This is a genomic window from Catellatospora methionotrophica, from assembly GCF_011297335.1.
Taxonomy (GTDB): Bacteria; Actinomycetota; Actinomycetes; order Mycobacteriales; family Micromonosporaceae; genus Catellatospora; species Catellatospora methionotrophica.
Map to the genome: position 1 here is coordinate 1,403,803 of NZ_JAAOTJ010000001.1, position 18,473 is coordinate 1,422,275.

The window sequence follows — 18,473 nt, forward strand, 5'->3', positions numbered from 1 at the left end:
AACATCGGGTACACCATGAGCGAAGCGCGGCTGCGGCCCGTAGACCTGGCGCGCGGGCAGGGGCTGTCCACGCAGGCCGTCCGCAACTACGAGGAGGCGGGCATCCTCCCGCCGGCGGCGCGCACCCCGACCGGCTACCGCGTCTACACGCCGCTGCACGCCCGCGCGCTGCGTACGTTCGCCGCGCTGGCCCCCGGGCACGGCCACCAGACCGCGACGGCGATCATGCGGGCCGTCAACGAGGACGCGCTCGACGACGCCCTCGCGCTGATCGACGACAGCCACCGGCAACTGCGCACCGACCGGCACACCCTCACCGCGGTCGAACACGCGCTGCGCGACCTGGCCGCGACCGCGCCGGTCACGCACCGTACCGCCGACACGTTCGTCGGGCCGCTGGCCCGGCAACTGGGCGTACGCCCCGCGACCCTGCGCAAGTGGGAACGCGCCGGAGTGGTCCGCCCCCGGCGCGATCCGGCGACCGGCTACCGCGTCTACACCCCCGCCGACGTACGCGACGCCCGGCTGGCGCACCAGTTGCGGCGCGGCGGATACCTGCTGGAGCAGATCGCTCTCGTGCTCGACCAGGTGCGGGCCGCCGGTGGCGTCGCCCCGCTCGACGCGATGCTGCACGACTGGCGCGAACGGCTCGCCTGGCGCGGCCGCGCGATGCTGACCGGAGCCGCCGAACTCGACGCCTACCTGCGCGAACGCGACGCGTCACCGGCGGCCTGAGGGCCGGCCGGGGTCAGCGGTTCACCTCGGCGGCGGGCAGCGGTTCCACCACCGCGTTCTCGCCGGGCACGGCGGTCTGTCTGATCAGGAACTGCGCCGACCCCGCGGGCCGTTCGCGGAAGTGCCGGAACGCCATCGGCACGCCCCGGGCGACGGACAGCTCGGCGCTGTCCATGACCTGCATGTGTACGTGCGGCTGGGTCGAGTTGCCGGAGTTGCCGCAGGTCGCGAGCTGCTGCCCCGTCGTCACCCGGTCACCGGCGGCGACCCGCAGGGACCCCGCCCGCAGGTGTACCAGCGCCACGAACGCCCCGCCCCGCGCCAGCTCGACGATCACATGGTTGCCGGCGATGGCCGCGACCCCCTGCCGCAGCCGCCCCGCCTGGCCGAGCATGTACGGCACCAGCGCGAGCTGCGACCGGCGCGCCGCATGGTCGGGCTCGCCGTCGTGCGCCGCCACGACGACGCCGTCGGCGGGCGACAGGATCGGGCGGCCGAACGAGAAGAACCGGTCCGGGGGCTCGCTCGCCAGCAACGTCCGCCAGTCCCGGTGACCGGCGGTGCGGCCCTGCTCGTCGACGCCGACGAAGTCGATGGCGTACCGCTCCCCCATCAGGTCCGTGCCGTGGCTCGGCACCCTGCGGGCCGGACTGTTCCTGGCCAGCCACCACCCGGTGAACGGCAGCGCGAGGACGACCTCCCGTGGTGAACCCTGCGACCCCTGCCCCATGGCCCCCACCCTAGGCGGGCCGCGCCAGACGCAGCCGGAGCACGCAGACCGCCACGAACACCAGGCACAGCCACGCGAACCAGTCACCGAACCTGGCGTACGGCGTGCCGCCCGACCCGGACCGCACCAGCGCCACCGCACTGGTGACCCCCGCGCCGGTGGCCTCGTCGGCGACCAGCCGGCCACGGGAGTCGGCGGCGACCAGCCGCCCGTGCCCCGCCGACCGGACCACGGCGAACCCGTTCTCCACGCCACGGACCACGGCGATCCGGCTGTGCAGCAGCCCGTCGCGACCGAAGTCGAGCGCGGGCACCAGCAGCACCGACGTTCCCTGCCCGCCGTATCGCCTGCCCAGTTCGGGATGGTCCAGGTCCTTGCAGATCGCCAGGCCGACGGGTGAACCGGGCAGCCACACCAGCCGGTCCCCGGCGGTCATGTGGTCCTCCCACCCGGTGACCAGATGCTGCTTGTCGTACCGCACCGCGCCCGTGCCGTCGTACGCCATCGCGATGTTGTGCACTCCGGCCCGGTCCTTCAGGGTGAGGCCGATGACGATGGTGATCCGGCTGCGCACGGCCACGGCGCTGATCCGGGCGCCGAGGTCGGCGAGTTCCGGCTCGGTCACTTTGAACACCTTCTCCGGCAGCACCAGCACCGCCGCCCCCGCCGTCGCGGCCTGGTCGAGGTAGCTCGCCAGGACCCGCTGCGCCTCCGGCGTCGCGATCGGCAAGGAGTCCTCGGACTGTCGCACGTCGGCCAGAGCGACTGTCGTGCTCGGACCCGTGGGCGGGTCCTGCAGGCGCAGCAGCCCGTATCCGGCGGTGCCCCCGGCCAGGACGGCTGCCGTCGCGAGCAGGCGGATCCACGCCGCACGGTCGGCCAGCGCCGTCGCCGCGAGGGCGGGCAGTGCCAGGAGCAGGAAGCCGACGCCCCAGATCCCGGTCAGGGAGCTGATCTGGATCACCGGCAGCAGCTCGGCCTGGGTGTAGCCGATGGCGGAGAACGAGCCACCCGGCGAGAACAGCGACACCAGATACTCGGCGCCGGCCCACGCGGCCGGTGCGGCGAGCGCGGCCAGAACCGGCCTGCTCTGCCGCAGCAGCGCCCGCCACAGCGCGACGGCCCCGGCGAAGGCGAACGCCTGCAGCAGGAGGAAGCCCGTCACCACGACCGGCGGGACTTCCAGGGTCCCGGTGTAGTACGTCCACATGTTCGCGCCGCCGGCAGCCCAGGCGAGGAACGCGGCCCCGGCCGCGGCCCGGCCGGGGATCCGCCCCGCGACGGCGAGCACCGGCAGCGGGGCGAGCCAGGTCAGCCAGGGGATCGGGGTGAGTCCGGTGCCGAACCACACCAGTGCGGCCGACGCCACGACGGCGAGCGCGACCAGCCCGGTCGGCGAGCGCCGTTCCTGTTCAGGGGCGTCCTCGGCGCGCGGTGGCGCGACCTCAAGCTCGGTTGCCATCGAGCACCTTCCCGACGAGTTGGTGTACCAGGGCACGAAAATCCGGCTCCGGCAGGTCGATCCGGCTGCCCCGGAACAGCTGGACCAGGCCGTGGATCAGCGCGGCGACCGTCAGCGCCAGCGGCCATACGTCCTGGTCGCGCAGCGCGCCCTGCCTGATGCCGGTGGTCAGCGCGGCGGCGACGAGGTTCATCGACGGCGAACCGCCCGCCCGGAAGTCGTCCGGCCAGCGCCGCGCGCCGTCGCGCGGATCGGTGAACACGAAGTCGTACAGGTGGGGCTGGCCGAGGGCGAAGTCGAGATGGTCGTCCAGCAGCTCGGTCACGCGCGTGTCGAAGTCGGCGGCGGCCGGGCGGGCGGCCCAGCGCTGCGCGATCTCGGCGAAGCTGGCGTCCGCGATGGTCGACAGCAGCGCCTCGCGGTTGGCGAAGTGCCGGTAGATGGTCATCGGGGTGACCCCGGCCGCCGTGGCCACCCGCCGCATGCTCACCGCGGCAGCCCCTTCGGCGAGCAGGATCTCGCGGGCGATGCCCACCAGCCGTTCTGCGGTCGCGCTCATGTCTACACCGTAGACCTAAGTCTACGGTGTAGACAAGCCGCGAAGGTATCAGCGTTTTCGCGTGCTCGTTTCGGGACGCCACAGCGTCCCGAAACGAGCGGCCGCCCACACACATATGCTCCGGAGCGGGACTGTCGGCTATGGCGGAAGGGGCTCCACCCCCGAGGACGCCCCGCCGACCCGGGAACTGACCAGCCATGACGTGCCCGCCTGCCCCCGTGGCGACGGGCACGTCACAGCGGCAGCGGTTATCCGGTGGTGGCGGCGGTGGTGATCGACCAGCCGTCGGCGAAGGTCGTGCCGGAGACGGGGCGGGCCGAGATCACGCAGCGCTGCTCGTCGGGCCAGAACCAGCCCGCCGAGCGGGCGAGCGCCTGCCAGCCGTCCAGCTCGCTGTCCAGGGCCGAGCCGTAGACGGCCAGGCCGAGGCGTCGCCAGACCTCGTAGTAGGCGATCCAGTGCGCCTCCTGCTGGCCGTACCAGCAGACGGGGCCGGGTGTGCCGAGCAGCCGCTTGCCGGGCAGGTAGAAGCCCTGGGCGAGCGAGGTGTAGAGGGCGTCGCGGACGTGGCGGCGCACGATGTCGACGAACGGGACGCCGTACGCCACGGCCGCTTCCGCGGAGAGCTCGGGCCAGGGCCGGTCCTTGTCGCGTTTGGGCGGCTTGGGGTCGAACAGCGGCGTCTCGATCCGGTCGTCCATCGCCCCGCGCATCCTGGCCAGGGATGTGGCCAGGTCACTGGCCAGCGGAGGACGGCGGCCGGGCGGCGGCTGGGTGACCCAGGTGTGCAGGTCCTGCAGCGTCGGCAGGTGCTGGACCAGCGGCTGGGCTTCGCGGGGAGAGCGGACCCACACGAACTCGGGCCGGGGGCGGCCGATACGCCGGTACAGCGCGGTGACGGCCTGTTCGGCGGCTGCCTCGCCGGTCGGTCCGCAGGCGGTGCCGTGGCCGAGCCATTCGTCGCGGACGGCGGCTGCCTGCTGCCAGGAGGCGGCACGTTCGTGCCGCGGGGCGGTCATACCGCGAGGGCGCGCACGCCCTTTCGTACAGAGGAGATCATGGCGCTCATGATCGCACCGGTCGCGTTGTCGTGCAACGGATATGAGCGGCGGGCCGTCCGGCATGACGGCCCGCCGCTCAGCCTGTTACGGCAGGGTCCACTTCTGGTTGGCCGCACCGGCGGTGCACGTCCACAGGTGGACGACGGTGCTGTCGGCGGAGTTGTTGCCCGACACGTCCAGGCACTTGCCCGACTGCGGGTTGCGCAGGGTCTGGTCCGAGGACTGGTAGGTCCAGTTCTGGGCGCCGGAGCCGTTGCAGGTCCACAGCTGGATCTTGGCACCGTTGGTGCTGCTGCCGCCGGAGATGTCCAGGCACTTGCCCAGGGCGCGCAGGGTCTGCCCGTTCTGGGTCCAGGTCTGGGCCGTGGAGCTGTTGCAGGTGTAGATCTGGATCTGCGTGCCGTCGGCGGTGCCGCTGCCGCGCACGTCCAGGCACTTGCCGGCCAGGCCCTTGATCGGCCCGGTGCCCGGCGTGGCGGTCTTCACGAAGGTGAAGTCGTCGACGTCGAACAGGCCGGTGCCGGTCCCGGTGAACGTCAGGTACACGTTCTGGTTGCCCGAGGGCACCCCGGTCAGCGTGGTCTGCACGTTGGCGTACGTGCTCCAGCTGCCCGTGTTGGGCACCGCGACGGTGCCGAGGATCGGCCCGGTGGTGGAACCGGTGCGCACCTGGATGCCGCCGCCCGCGCCGCCGGACACGACGCGCGCCCGGAAGGTGGTCGCGCCGCCGACGTTCACGCCGTTGTACGCCGCCCAGTCGCCCGGCTCGATGTAGCCCAGGGTCTGGCCGTTGTTCGCGCCCGCCTTGGTGAACGCCTGCACGCCGCTCTGGCTGCTGAACGACTCCGCCTGCACGGTGACGTCACCGGTCGGCGGGGTGCCCAGCTCCTTGACGCGGATGTTGCGGAACTGGGCGGTGTCGCCCGCGCCGTGATTCTGGATGCCGATGTGACCGGCCAGGCTGCGGACCGGGTTGGTGTTGGTGAAGTCGTTGACCAGCACGCCGTTGAGGTAGATGCGCAGGCGCTCGCCCTCGACCAGCAGCTCGTAGGTGTTCCACTCGCCTGCTGCGTTGAGCGCCGCGTCCCGGGCCGCGATGTTGGCGGACTGGAACGTGTAGACGGATCCGGTGGTGCGGTCGGCCGCGTCGGTGGCGTCGATCTGGATCTCGTAGCCGTTGTTGACCGCCGACCACGGGTCGGTCGACGGCGGGAAGCCGATGAACACGCCCGAGTTCGAGTCGCCGGTGAGCTTCCAGTCCAGCTTCAGCGAGTACGAGGTGAACTGCTTGGCGCTGTACCAGTACAGGCCCATGCCGCCGACCGTGGTCAGCGTCGCGTCGGAGTTGGTGAGGCTGCCCGGTCCGGCCTGCGACCAGCCCGTGGTCGAGCCGTTGAAGATCGGCGTGTAACCGGTCTCGGGGCGGCAGTCGGCCTTGCTGCGACCGGCCGCGTAGCGGATGCCGCCGAGCAGGTGGTTGCGGAAGTTCGCCTCGCCGTAGGAAGCCTGGGTGTGGCCGCCACCGGTGTAGAACGAGCGGCCGCCGTCGTACGCCTTGCACCAGGCGTGCGGGTGGTCGGCGCCCATGCCGCCGCCGCTGTACGAGGACTCGTCCAGGGTGGCCAGCACCTTCGCGGTGGACCGGGCGTTGGTCTGGTAGTTGTACCACTCGTCGGTGCGGGTCCAGGTCTGCGGCAGGTGCCCGGTCGCGGCGTGACCGCGGTCCTCGACCTTGACATTGGCCTGCTGGATGGCCGGGTGCGAGGCGAACCACGCGCCGACCAGGTTGCCGTACCAGGGCCAGGAGTACTCGGTGTCGGACGCGGCGTGCACGCCGACATAGCCCTTGCCGGAGCGGATGTAGTTCTCGAACGCCGTCTGCTGCGTGGCGTCGAGCACGTCACCGGTGGTGTTGAGGAAGACCACGGCCTCGTACTGGGCGAGGTTGCCCGCGTTGAACTGGGCCGCGTCCTCGGTGGCGGTGACGGTGAAGTTGTTCGCCGCGCCCAGGTCACGGATGGCCTGGGTGCCCACGGCGATGGAGTCGTGCCGGAAACCGGCGGTCTTGGAGAAGACCAGCACGTCGTAGGGGGCGTCGGCGGCCACGGCCGGGGCGGCGGTCATGGCCACCACGGTCAGCGCGGCAGCTGCCAGGCCGAGCGCGGGTCGGAGGATTCGCACGGTGGTGCTCCTTTCACGGACGGAGACGGTCCGGGCGGGCGGGGCTGCCCGCCCGGACCTGGTCGATCAGGGCAGGGTCCACTTCTGGTTCGCGGCGTTCGCGGTGCACGTCCACAGGTGGACGATGGTGCTGTCGGCGGAGCTGTTACCGGACACGTCCAGGCACTTGGCCGACTGCGGGTTGCGCAGCGTCTGGTCGGAGGCCTGGTAGGTCCAGTTCTGCGCGGCGGAGCCGTTGCAGGTGTACAGCTGGATCTTGGTGCCGTCGGCGGTGCCGCCACCGGCGATGTCCAGGCACTTGCCGAACGCCCGCAGGGTCTGGCCGTTGCGGGTCCAGGTCTGCGAACCGGTGCCGTTGCAGGTGTAGATCTGGATCTGCGTGCCGTCGGCCGTCGCGCCGCTGCGCACGTCCAGGCACTTGCCCGCCAGGCCCTTGACCGGGCCGACGCCCGCGGCCGTGGTGAACGTGAACGAGTCCAGGTCGAACAGCGCCCCGGTGCCGCCGCTGAAGGTCAGGAACAGCGGCGAGGTGGTGTTCGGCGGGTTCGTGATGGTGCCGGTCACCGTCGCGAACGTCTCCCAGCCGCCGGTCACCGGAACGGTGGCCGAGCCGAGCACGGTGCCGGTGGCCGACCCGGCGCGGATCTGCAGCGTGCCGCCGACGCCACCCGAGGACACCCGGGCGGTGAAGCCGGTCGCGTTGCTCAGCCGGTACGGCGTGAACGAGATCCAGTCCCCGTTGTTGATGTCACCGACGGTCTTGCCGCCCTCGGCGGTCGTCTTGGTGAACGTGTTGATGCCCGACGAGGTGCCGAAGTGCTCGGCCTGCCGGTGCCGGGGCTGCAGCGTGTGCTGCGTGTGCGTGGTCAGGCCCTGGTTGTCGGTGTACTCCGCGTCGAAGATCGCGAAGATGTTCGCCGCGTCGTCGTGCTCACCGTCGACCGGGATGGTGATGGTGCCCGAGCAGCCGTTCTTCGAGGTGATCTGGTGTCCGTGCTGGTCGTGGCCGAGCACGTAGGTCAGCTTGACCCGCGCGCAGTCGATCGTGCCGTCACCGGCGTCGGTGACCGTCAGCGAGTAGCTGACCGTGTCCCCGAAGGCGAACAGCTGGCCGTTGCCGGGGCTGTTGATGGTCACCGCGGGCGGCGTGTTGCCGACCGTGATGACCTCAGAGTCGCCGCCGGTCGCGCCCTGCGGGTCGCGCACCGTGAGGGTCGCGGTGTAGGTGCCGTTGGCGGTGTAGGTCTTGCTCGGGTTGGCCGCCGTGGAGGTCGTGCCGTCGCCGAAGGCCCACGAGTAGGTCAGCGCGCCACCCTCCGGGTCCGAGGAGCCGGCCGAGGAGAACTGCACCGTCAGCGGGGCCGCACCTGAGGTGGGGGTGGCGGACGCGTTGGCGATCGGGGCCCGGTTGCCGCTGCCGATGTACTCGAAGCGGTACAGCGCCGAGTTGGCGTCGCCGTTGAAGTAGCCGGTGCCGTAGTCGAGCACGTACAGCGCGCCGTCGGGGCCGAACGCCGAGTCCATGACCTGCTTGCCGACCCACGGGAACGAGTCGATCGTGCCCCGCGAGCCGTCGGCGTTGACGTGGATCGGCTTGATCCAGCCGCGGCCGAACTCGGTGGCGAAGAACTGCCCGTCCATGTCCTGCGGGAACTTCACGGCCGAGGTCGACGAGGCGTTGTACCGGTAGACCGGGCCTCCCATCGGGGACTCGGAGCCGCCGCCGAACTCGCTCGGGGTGCCGCTGTCGCCGCCGTACTTGATCCAGGCCGCGCGGGCCGGGGGCAGCGTGGACAGGCCGGTGTTGCGGAACGAGTTGTTCGTCGGCCCGCTGGCGCAGTTGTACTTCGGGCCGGTGGACGCGGTCGCGAAGTTCCACTCGTTGTAGATCTCGGTGCTGGTGTTCGCGCCGGTGCAGTACGGCCAGCCGTAGTTGCCCGCCGAGGTGATCCGGTTGAACTCGACCTGCCCGCTGGGGCCGCGGTTGGCGTTGGTGGTGCCCGCGTCCGGACCGTAGTCGCCGACGTACACGACGCCGGTAGCCTTGTCGACGCTCATCCGGAACGGGTTGCGGAAGCCCATCGCGTAGATCTCGGACCGGGTCTGGGCGGTGCCCGGCGCGAACAGGTTGCCCGACGGGATCGAGTAGCTGCCGTTCGCGTTGACCTTGATGCGCAGGATCTTGCCGCGCAGGTCGTTGGTGTTGCCCGCGGAACGCTGCGCGTCGTAGGCCGGGTTGCGGTCGGTGCGCTCGTCGAGCGGCGAGTAGCCGTCGGAGGAGAACGGGTTCGAGTCGTCGCCGGTGGACAGGTACAGGTTGCCCGCGGCGTCGAAGTCGATGTCACCGCCGACGTGGCAGCACAGGCCCCGGTCGGCGGGCACGTCCAGCACGTTGACCTGGCTGGACATGTTCACCGTGAAGTCGGCGTTGAGGGTGAACCGGGCCAGCCGGTTGACGCCCTGCCACTGGGTCCAGCTGGTGCCGGTCGCGGGGGCGTCCCCGGTCGGGGTCGACAGCGGCGGGGCGAAGTAGAGGTAGATGTAGCGGTTGCTGGCGAAGCCAGGGTCGACGCCGACGCCCTGCAGGCCCTCCTCGTCGTGCTGGTACACCGGGATGGTGCCGACGACGGAGGTGGTCCCGGCCGCCGAGGTGCGGCGCAGGGTGCCGTTGCGGGCGGTGTGCAGCACCGACAGGTCCGGCAGTACGGCCAGCGACATCGGCTCGCCCATCTCGGCGACGCCGCGGGCCATCTCGACCTGCTGGAACTTGCTCGGGTCGATGGTGTGCGCGGCCGCCGGGGCGGCGGTGGTGGCCACGGCCGCCAGGGCCGGTCCGGTCATCAACAGTGCGGCCGCGGCCGCACGCCAGAGCGTCATGTGTCTACGTGGGTGTCTAGTGGACATTGCCGTCCAACCCTTCCTGACTGGGGGTATGCCAGGCAGGGCGCGCGCCGACGCGCCTGATGCCGGGGTGGGCCAGGGGTAACCGCGCCGCCGGTTACATAGATGAAACAAGGTGGAGCTGTGACGGACACACTAGGGACTTTTCATCAACGTGTCCATACTTTCGGATGTCTCAACGGAAAGTAACGACGCCACGATCGAAAGTGGACCAGACTCCCTGGTCGCGAACCGGTTTCAGCGACCGGCGGCAGCGGGTATCGAGCGGCATGAACCGCAACCTGATCCGGGCCCTGCTGTACGCCTGGGAACGGCCCGAGTTCCGCACCGGCCTGCAGCACCTGATCGACCTCGACCAGGTGACCGCACTGCTGGCCGCACTGTCCACCGAGGACCGCGACCACGAGCAGGAACGCCGTGCGATGGACCTGCTGCGTTCCGCGCTGGACTCCCCCGAGATCCGCCGCGCGGTGCTCCTGCTGGTCGAGTCCGACGACATCCGCCTCCAGCTCGCCGCGGCGGTCGCCGAGGGCCTGCCCGACCGCCCGGCCCTGGCCGTCGCCGTCGCCTCCGCCCTCAACGACCCCCGCGTACGCGCCCAGCTGCACGCCGCGCTGGACACCCCCAAGGTCCGCGAGCTGCTGCTGCAGGCGGCCGAGGACGGCGCCGAGAACCGTCGCCTGTCCCTGGCCCGCCAGGTGCTCGTGCTGCTCGCACGGCACCGCACCGCGCGCCGTCTGGCCTGGTCGCTGCACCGCCACGGCCTGCTGCGCGCGCTGCGCGAATGACACTCAGCGGTACGGCATCTTCGGGAACCAGCCGTAGCCGAACATGGCGGGCAGGCGCACGTCCCAGTAGACGACGGTGAACACGCCCAGGGCGATGAGCAGCGCGCCGGTCACCGCCGCGGTGCGCGCCGGGCTGGCCGTCAGCCAGCGTACGAACCCGCCCCTGGTCGCTACCACCAGCAGCGCGAACAGCGCCGCCACCAGCACGATGTTGCCCAGCGACTGCAGCACGAACGCGCCCGCGCCGTACAGCGGGTTGCCGGTGTCGACGGCCCAGTGGAACAGCTTGTTGAACAGCGGGTACGGCCGACCGACCAGGAAGCCGCCGACCAGCGCGCCCAGCGTCACCACCCGCGCGGCGGGCCGGTGGGCGAACGGGTCGCGCAGCACCCCGAGCGCGGCCAGGCCGAGGTAGACGAAGGCCAGCCCGATGACGCCGAATGCGACCATCGACTGGATCAGGCGCACCGGCAGCCCGCCGACGACCTCGGTCGACAGCTGCGGGAGGCGGTCGCCGAGCAGCACGCCGACGAAGCCGTACGTGGCCGACACGGCGACCATGCCCAGGGTGAGCCAGCCGACCGGGCGCAGCAGGCCGCGCAGCCCGGCCCGGGTGGCCCCACCGGCCTGGGTCATCGGCCCGACCGAGGCGGCCATGGCGATGTTGCAGGCGGTGAAGGTGCCCGCCAGCCCCGACACGAACGCGAACACCAGCCCGGCGACGGTGCCGCCGATCGCGGTCGCCTTGGCGTCGTGGCCGAGCAGGGTGTTCGCGACGTTGTCGCCGATGACGTGGTCGACGAACTCGTAGGACCAGAGCACGGCCAGCGCCACGCCGGCCAGCACGCTGACGACGATCAGGCCGGTTCGCGAGCGGGGCGGCTCGGCTGCGGAGGGCACGGCACGGGAGGTTTGTTCAGTCATGGACATGAATGGATTCTTGGTGTCCAGCCGCAAAAATGTCTTCTTCCATAGTGCGCAGTAGCAGCGGGAGCGGATCCGGGCGTAGCTCCGCGGGAGAGGGGCGGGCTCGGGATACGCGATCTTCTTGTGATGTTCACCGCTCGGGCGCGACGTGTCCTGCGCGTACCGGCCGCGTTAGGCCGCTTGGACCACGCCCGAGAGGAAGAGTATTCATGCTGCTCGCGAACAAGAACGCCGTCGTCTACGGCGGCGGCGGAGCCATCGGCGGCGCCGTGGCCCGTGCCTTCGCCCAGGAGGGCGCGACCGTGTACCTGGCCGGGCGCACCCGGTCGAAGCTGGAGGCCGTCGCCGAGGCGATCCGGGCCGACGGCGGGGCCGCCGAGGTCGCCGAGGTCGACGCGCTGGACGAGCAGGCGGTCGGCGACCACGCCGACCTGATGGCCAAGGCCGCGGGCTCGATCGACATCGCGCTCAACGCCGTCGGCATCATGCACGTGCAGGGCACGCCGCTGGCGGAGCTGTCGCTGGAGGACTTCCTGCACCCGATCACCGCCTACACCCGGGCGCAGTTCGTGACGGCGAAGGCCGTGTCACGGCACATGACCAGGCAGGGCTCCGGGGTGATCCTGTCGCTGTCGACGCCCGGCTCGAAGCTGCCCGGACCGGGCTTCCTCGGGTTCGGGGTGACCTGCGCGGCGATCGAGGCGACGTCCCGGCTGCTGGCCGGTGAACTGGGCGGCAGCGGCGTACGCGTGGTGTGCCTGCGCCCCGACGCCGTGCCGCAGGCGATCGCGGCCGGGTCGTACAGCCGCGACGTGTTCGAGCCGATCGCCGCGCGGGCCGGGGTGCCGCTGGACGACATGCTCGCCGGGGCGGCGGGAAACACGCTGCTCAAGCGCCTGCCGACGCTGGACGACGTGGCCAACATGGCGGTGTTCCTGGCGTCGGACCGGGCGGCCGCGGTCACCGGCACCGTCGCGAACATGACCTGCGGCTCGCTGGTCGACTGAACGGCACGCGCGGGTGGGCCGGCTCATGCGGAGCCTGGCCCACCCGCGCGTCCGCGTCAGGAGGCCGCGAACTCCGGCCGCAGGGACCGGTAGAACAGCCGCACGTCGTGGGTGAACAGGTCCGGCTCCTCCATGGCGAAGAAGTGGCTGCCCCGGTCGTACTCGGCCCAGTGGCTGATGGTCGGCAGATCGCGCTCGGCGAAACGGCGCACCGGCGGGGTGACGTCGGGCTTGGCGACCGCGACGCCGATCGGCACCGTCATCACGTCGCGCGGGCCGGGCATGAACCAGCGGCGCAGGTAGGTGCCGGAGTCGTAGTACAGCTGCGCCGAGGACCCGGCGGTGCCGGTGAGCCAGTAGAACATCACGTTGGTGAGCAGCAGGTCCCGGTCGATGGCGTCCTCGGGCGCGCCGTTCGAGTCGGTCCACTCCTTGAACTTCTCCATGATCCAGGCGAGCTGGCCGACCGGTGAGTCGTGCAGGCCGTACGCGACGGTCAGCGGCCGGGTGCCCTGGACCTGGGCGTAGCCGGACAGCTCGGCGTGGTAGCGGGCGAGCCGCCCGATCCGGATGCGGTCGGTGGCCGACAGCCCGGCCAGCTCCGCCGGGTCGCCCGACGGCGGGGTCAGCAGCAGGTTGACGTGTACGCCGGTGACCTGGCGGGGGGCGATACGGCCCATCTCCAGCGAGATGAACGAGCCCCAGTCACCGCCCTGCACGCCGTACTCCTCGTAGCCCAGGCGGCTCATCAGCTCGACCCAGGCGCGGGCGACCCGCGGGATGTCCCAGCCGGTCTGGGCCAGCGGGCCGGAGAAGCCGTGGCCGGGGATCGACGGGATGATCAGGTGGAACGCGTCGGCGGCGTCGCCGCCGTGGGCGACCGGGTCGGTCAGCGGGCCGATGGCGTCCAGGAACTCCACGATCGAGCCGGGCCAGCCGTGGGTCAGCACCAGCGGCATCGCGTCGGGCTCGGGCGAGCGCACGTGCATGAAGTGCACGTTGGCCCCGTCGATGCGGGTGATGAACTGCGCGTACTGGTTGATCCGTTCCTCGGCCTTGCGCCAGTCGTAGGTGGTGTGCCAGTACTCGGCGAGGTCCTTGAGGTAGTCCAGCGGGATGCCGCGGCTCCAGCCCACGCCCGCCGGTTCGGACGGCCACCGGGTCTGCGCGATCCGCTGGCGCAGCGTGTCCAGCTCGGCCTGCGGGATGTCGATACGGAACGGGTACATCGCCCTGCCTCTCGCTCAGATGAAGGGGGTGTTGGGCGCCAGGTCGCACAGCACGCGGCCGTACACCTCGGCGGTGGTGTTCGGGTGCATCAGGGCGTGCAGGTTCATGGTCTGCACGTCGCGTTCGATGCGCTGCATCGGCACCGTGCTGAACACCGACGAGCCGCCGCTGGCCGTGTTGAGGATGTCGACGGCCGACTTGACCAGCTGGAAGGCGCGGCCGGTGCTGGCGCGGGTGCGGACCCGCTCCTCGATCGTCCAGGTGTCGCCGCTGGCGTCCTTGCCGTCGAGCAGGTCGGCGATGCGCCGGGCGTGGAAGTCGGCCTCGTCGATGAGCAGGCTCGCCTGGGCCAGCTGCAGGTGCGTCAGCGGGGCGTGGCGCTGGCTCTCGTAGTCCGTGTAGGTGATCTTCCGGCCGGGCAGGCGCTCCAGGAAGTTGTCCATCGCCGAGCGGGCGATGCCGACCGCGCTGCCGACGAAGGAGGCGCACCCGACCGGCATCAGCGGCGCGCGGAAGACCGGCGAGGCGGCGTTGAGCTGCGAGGCGTACTGCTCCTGCAGCACCAGCGGCACGGGCAGCACCCGGGCGGCGGGCACGAACACGTCGTTGGCGACCGTGGTGACGCTGCCGGTGCCGCGCAGGCCGGCGGTGCGCCAGTCGTCCTGGATCTCCAGGTCGGCCATCGGCACCATGGCCAGCACCGGCATCTGCTGCACGCCGTCGGGCGCGGGCGCCATCGCGACGATGACCTGCCACTGGCTGTGCAGCGCGCCGCTGACGAAGTGCCAGCTGCCGTTGACGACGTAGCCGCCGTTGCGGGGCTCGGCGACCGCGGTGGGGCTGAGCACGCCGCACACCCGTACGTCGGGGGTGGCGAAGACCTCGTCCTGGACCTCGTCGGCGAACATGCACGCCATCCAGGTGCAGGTGAACCAGACGCCGACGTTCCAGGCCGTGGAGGACTCGCCCTGGCCGACGGCCGCGCCGACCGCGACCATGGTCGCCGCGTCGCTCTCCAGGCCGCCGTAGCGGGCCGGGACCCGCATCCGGAACACCCCGGCGTCGGCCAGCGCCTCGATCGACTCGGGGTGCAGACGGCGGTTCTCCTCGGTCCACAAAGCGTGCGCGCGCAGCAGTGGCTGCAGCCGCGTGACGCGTTCGACCAGCTCGTTACGTGGTGGTGCGGCAGTGATCGACACCTGTCTCCTCCTAGAGCGTCAGCGGCCTGGGCCAGACATGAGAATGCCGCCCGCGAGCGGGCGGCACATCTCTTAAATTGCTCTAGGTCGATGTTCCGTTAAGCCGTGCGGTGTGCCTGCCGGGCTCACTCCCCCGCCTGGGCGTGCACCGGCGCGCCGGTACGCGGTGCGGGCACGTCCTCGGCGGCGGGCGCGGCCGGGGACGCGGCGGGGCGGTTGGCGCGCAGCAGCAGCGCCACGGCCAGGCCGAGCACCGCGAACACGACGCAGGCGATGAACGCGGCCCGGAAGCCGTCGTTGATCGCGACCGTGCCGGTGGCCGCACCGGTCACCGAGGCCGCGACGGTGGAGCAGATGGCCACGCCGAGCGCGCCGCCGATCTGGAAGCCCGCGCTGTTGATGCCGGAGGCCAGGCCCGCCTCGTCGGCGGCGACGCCGGTCTGCGAGGCGATGGTGGCGGCGACGTAGCAGCCGCCCAGGCCCGGCCCGAACACCAGCAGCGGGATCAGGATGTCGCCGAGGTAGCTGCCGTCCGGCGAGATCCGCGACAGCAGCAGGCAGCCGATGCCCAGCAGCGTCATCGCCCCGGCCGCGACGGGCTTGAAGCCGACCCGGGTCACCAGCGCCTGCCCGACGGCCGAGCCGAAGACCGTCATCACGGTCATGACGGCCATGCCCAGGCCGAAGATCAGGGCGCTGTAGCCGAGGACCTGCTGGGCGTACAGCGACACGAGCAGGCCCATCCCGAAACCGATCATGCCCAGCAGCAGCATCACGATGTTGCCGCCGACCAGGGTGCCGTTGCGGAAGATGCGCAGCGGGACCAGCGGCGCGGCCGAGCGCGTCTCCACCCAGGCGAAGATCGCGAACACCACGATCGACGCGGCGATCAGGCCCAGGGTCTGCGCGCTGAGCCAGCCGGCGTCAGGTGCCTCGACCACGGCGTAGACGAGCAGCACCAGGGCGAGCGTGACGGTGATGGCCCCCGCGATGTCGAAGGCGTTGCGGCGCTCGCCCCTGCTCTCGCGCAGCAGCACCGGGCCGAGGCCGAGCAGGATCAGCGCGATCGGCACGTTCAGGAAGAAGATCCACTCCCAGCCGAGCAGGTCGTTGATCGGGCCGCCGACCAGCAGCGCGGCGGTCGCGCCGAAGCCCGCGATGCCGGACCAGATGCCCAGGGCCTTGTTGCGCTCGCTACCCTCGTCGAACGTGGTGACCAGGATCGACAGCGCGGTCGGGGCCATCACGGCGGCGGAGGCGCCCTGGAGCGTACGGGCCGCGATCAGGACCTCGCCCGTCCACGCCAGCCCGCACAGCACCGAGGCGAGCAGGAACATGGTGGTGCCGATGAAGAACATCCGGCGGCGGCCGAGCAGGTCGGCCATGCGGCCGCCGAGCATCAGGAGGCCGCCGAAGGTGAGCAGGTAGGCGCTGAGCACCCACTGCTCGCTGCCAGAGGTGAAGCCGAGGTCCTGCTCGATGGACGGGATGGCCAGCAGCACGATCTGCGCGTCGAGGTTCACGACGAACATGGCCACGCACAGCAAGGCCAGGGCTTTCCAGCGCCGCGGATCGGGCACGGCGCGGTCGGGCTCGGACGAGCTCATGGTGATCTCCTTTGGCGACGGTCACCGGGCGACCGGCGGACGTGGCAGTGGGCGCGCGGTCTCCAGGCAGGCTTGCAGCCATGGTTGTCTATGACAACCGGCCAGGGGGAATCTATAATCATCTAGTAGTAAAAAACAACCAATGAGGTCGGGCAAGCCATCGAACGCGGGATACCATGGGCGCTCATGGGAACCAGACGCAGCTATCACGACGCGTGCGGCGCGGCACGCGCCCTGGACGTGGTCGGTGAGCGCTGGGCGCTGCTGGTGGTCCGCGAGCTGCTGCTCGGCCCGAAGCGGTTCACCGACCTGCGCCACGGCCTGCCCGCCGTCAGCGCGAACATCCTGGCCCAGCGCCTGACCGAGCTGGAGGACGCCGGGGTCGTCGGCCGCCGCCGCCTGCCGCCGCCCGCGGCCTCGGCGGTGTACGAGCTGACCGCCTGGGGCGCCGAGCTGGAGGAGATCATCCTGAAGCTGGGCGCATGGGGTGCCCGCTCGCCGCTGCCCGATCCGAACGCGACGCTGAGCGTCGACTCGCTGATCCTGTCGTTCCGGACGCTGTTCCAGCCCGCCCGCAGCGCGGGCCTGCACGCCGACGTGCAGCTCGACTTCGCCGACGACCTGTTCCACGCCGTGGTCGACGACGGCACGCTGCGGATCGGCCGCGGGCAGGCCACCACCGCCCAGTCCACGATCTGCACCACCCCGGACGTCCTGGCCGGGGTGGTGTACCAGCAGCACAGCCTGCCCGACGCGATGCGCGACGGCAGCGTGCGGATAACCGGGGACCAGCGGATGGGCAGGCGCTTCATGACCTTGTTCGCACTGCCCATCCCGGCCCCCACCGCCGCGGAGCTCAGCGCCGGCCGGTGAGCCGGACCGGCAGCTCCTTGCGGCCGTTCATGATGAAGGTGCCCTGCGGCTCGACCGCGTCGGACGCGACGGCCAGCTCCAGATCCGGGAACCGCTCGAACAGCGCGGGCAGCGCCAGCTCCATCTCCAGCATGGCCAGCGGCGCGCCGATGCAGCGGTAGAGCCCGTGACCGAACGACAGGTGCGACTTGTCGGCCCGCTCGGGGTCGAACCGCGCCGCCGTCGGGCCGTGCTTGACCGGGTCGCGCCCGATCCCGGCGAACCCGATCAGCACCGGGTCACCCTTGGGGATGACGGTGTCGCCTACCTTCACGTCCTCGACCGGGAAGCGGAACGGCAGGTGCGCCACCGGCGCCTCGACCCGCAGCGTCTCCTCGATCACCTGTGCCCAGCTGACCGCGCCCGACCGGGCGCGGGCCAGCTGCTCCGGCTGCGACAGCAGCACGTGCGCCGCGTTGACGATCAGGTTCATCACCGGCTCGGTCCCGGTCGCCAGCAGCAGGAACAGCGTGCCGACCAGCTCCGAGTCGGACAGCCTGCCGCCGTCCTCCTCCTGGGCGGCCAGCAGGTCGGTGGTCAGGTCGTCGCCGGGCGAGCGGCGCTTGTCCGCGACGAAGCCGTGCATCATGGTGTGCCACTGCTCGATGTTCTCGGCGACCTCCTCGGGGGTCAGCGTCGTGTCGACGTTGAGCTCGCCGCCGCGCAGCATCGCGGCGCGCTGGTGCGCCGGGACGCCGAACAGGTCGCAGATGACCCGGGACGGGAACGGGTGCGCGAACCGGGCCTTGAGGTCGATCACCTCGCCCGCCGGGACCTGCGCCAGCTCGTCGAGCAGGGTCTGCGCGACCGCCTCGACCTTGGACCGCATCGCCTCGACCCGCCGCATGGTGAACGCCTTGGCGGTCAGCCGCCGCAGCCGCGAGTGGTCGGGGCCGTACGCCGTGGTCATGTTGTCCATCAGCGCCCAGCCGATGAGCGGGAAGTCCTGGCCGATCTCGCCGTTGGCGAACGCGGTCCAGTGCTTGCGCGGGTCCTTGGAGAAGCGGCTGTCGGCCAGCGCCTGCAGGGCCTCGTCGTAGCCCACGATGGACCAGGCGAGCACGTCGCCGGGCAAGACCACCTGGGACACGGGTCCGTTGGCGCGGATGCGCGCCGCCTCGGCGTGCACGTCCGCGCCGGTGCGGTCGATGTGGTACGGGCAGGTCGGTTCCAT

15 protein-coding genes are annotated in these 18,473 nt (G+C 71.4%); 4 read left to right on the forward strand and 11 right to left on the reverse strand.

Annotated elements, in window-relative coordinates:
- Positions 1–15 precede the first annotated feature (15 nt).
- Positions 16–735: a TioE family transcriptional regulator gene (locus HAV40_RS06070; protein WP_166379744.1), complete on the forward strand. Its 720-nt coding sequence runs from the start codon at positions 16–18 to the stop codon at positions 733–735.
- A 13-nt stretch (positions 736–748) separates the two neighbouring features.
- Here HAV40_RS06070 and HAV40_RS06075 read toward each other — a convergent pair whose 3' ends face one another.
- From HAV40_RS06075 to HAV40_RS06100, 6 genes are all read right to left on the reverse strand, one after another.
- A complete protein-coding gene (locus tag HAV40_RS06075; protein ID WP_166379745.1) occupies positions 749–1,465 on the reverse strand; it encodes a M23 family metallopeptidase in 717 nt (238 codons plus the stop codon).
- 10 nt (positions 1,466–1,475) lie between these two features.
- On the reverse strand, positions 1,476–2,927 hold the full coding sequence (locus tag HAV40_RS06080; RefSeq protein WP_166379746.1) for a nitrilase-related carbon-nitrogen hydrolase: 1,452 nt from the start codon (positions 2,925–2,927) through the stop codon (positions 1,476–1,478).
- Positions 2,911–3,486 carry a TetR/AcrR family transcriptional regulator gene (locus tag HAV40_RS06085; RefSeq protein ID WP_166379747.1) on the reverse strand — a complete coding sequence of 192 codons (576 nt, stop codon included), beginning with the start codon at positions 3,484–3,486 and terminating at the stop codon, positions 2,911–2,913. The genes HAV40_RS06080 and HAV40_RS06085 overlap by 17 nt, the downstream gene beginning before the upstream one ends.
- Before the next feature lie 248 nt (positions 3,487–3,734).
- Positions 3,735–4,505 carry a hypothetical protein gene (locus HAV40_RS06090; protein WP_166379748.1) on the reverse strand — a complete coding sequence of 257 codons (771 nt, stop codon included), beginning with the start codon at positions 4,503–4,505 and terminating at the stop codon, positions 3,735–3,737.
- Positions 4,506–4,631: 126 nt separating this feature from the next.
- Positions 4,632–6,671 carry a ThuA domain-containing protein gene (locus tag HAV40_RS06095; RefSeq protein WP_166380107.1) on the reverse strand — a complete coding sequence of 680 codons (2,040 nt, stop codon included), beginning with the start codon at positions 6,669–6,671 and terminating at the stop codon, positions 4,632–4,634.
- A 123-nt stretch (positions 6,672–6,794) separates the two neighbouring features.
- Positions 6,795–9,605, reverse strand: a complete 2,811-nt coding sequence (locus tag HAV40_RS06100) for a PQQ-dependent sugar dehydrogenase (RefSeq protein ID WP_239086399.1) — start codon at positions 9,603–9,605, stop codon at positions 6,795–6,797.
- Between the two features lie 293 nt (positions 9,606–9,898).
- Between HAV40_RS06100 and HAV40_RS06105 the strand changes: the two genes are divergently transcribed.
- The gene (locus HAV40_RS06105; RefSeq protein WP_166379750.1) at positions 9,899–10,417 is read left to right on the forward strand and encodes a hypothetical protein; all 519 of its coding nucleotides are present in this window, start codon (positions 9,899–9,901) and stop codon (positions 10,415–10,417) included.
- A 3-nt stretch (positions 10,418–10,420) separates the two neighbouring features.
- Here HAV40_RS06105 and HAV40_RS06110 read toward each other — a convergent pair whose 3' ends face one another.
- Entirely contained in the window at positions 10,421–11,341 is a 921-nt protein-coding gene (locus HAV40_RS06110) for a hypothetical protein (RefSeq protein ID WP_239086400.1), read from the reverse strand.
- Positions 11,342–11,553: 212 nt separating this feature from the next.
- Between HAV40_RS06110 and HAV40_RS06115 the strand changes: the two genes are divergently transcribed.
- Entirely contained in the window at positions 11,554–12,351 is a 798-nt protein-coding gene (locus HAV40_RS06115; RefSeq protein ID WP_166379752.1) for an SDR family NAD(P)-dependent oxidoreductase, read from the forward strand.
- A gap of 56 nt (positions 12,352–12,407) precedes the next feature.
- On the opposite strand, the gene HAV40_RS06120 is transcribed toward HAV40_RS06115, so the two are convergent.
- The 3 genes from HAV40_RS06120 to HAV40_RS06130 form a co-directional block, all read right to left on the reverse strand.
- On the reverse strand, positions 12,408–13,580 hold the full coding sequence (locus HAV40_RS06120) for an epoxide hydrolase family protein (RefSeq protein WP_166379753.1): 1,173 nt from the start codon (positions 13,578–13,580) through the stop codon (positions 12,408–12,410).
- Between the two features lie 15 nt (positions 13,581–13,595).
- Positions 13,596–14,780 carry an acyl-CoA dehydrogenase family protein gene (locus HAV40_RS06125; protein WP_166379754.1) on the reverse strand — a complete coding sequence of 395 codons (1,185 nt, stop codon included), beginning with the start codon at positions 14,778–14,780 and terminating at the stop codon, positions 13,596–13,598.
- A 125-nt stretch (positions 14,781–14,905) separates the two neighbouring features.
- Positions 14,906–16,387, reverse strand: coding sequence for an MFS transporter (locus tag HAV40_RS06130; protein WP_166379755.1), 1,482 nt, complete (start codon positions 16,385–16,387; stop codon positions 14,906–14,908).
- Between the two features lie 186 nt (positions 16,388–16,573).
- On the opposite strand from HAV40_RS06130, the gene HAV40_RS06135 reads away from it, so the two are divergent.
- Positions 16,574–17,260, forward strand: a complete 687-nt coding sequence (locus HAV40_RS06135; RefSeq protein WP_166379756.1) for a winged helix-turn-helix transcriptional regulator — start codon at positions 16,574–16,576, stop codon at positions 17,258–17,260.
- Here HAV40_RS06135 and HAV40_RS06140 read toward each other — a convergent pair.
- Complete coding sequence (locus HAV40_RS06140) at positions 17,244–18,473, reverse strand: cytochrome P450 family protein (RefSeq protein WP_166379757.1); 1,230 nt, start codon at positions 18,471–18,473, stop codon at positions 17,244–17,246. The genes HAV40_RS06135 and HAV40_RS06140 overlap by 17 nt on opposite strands.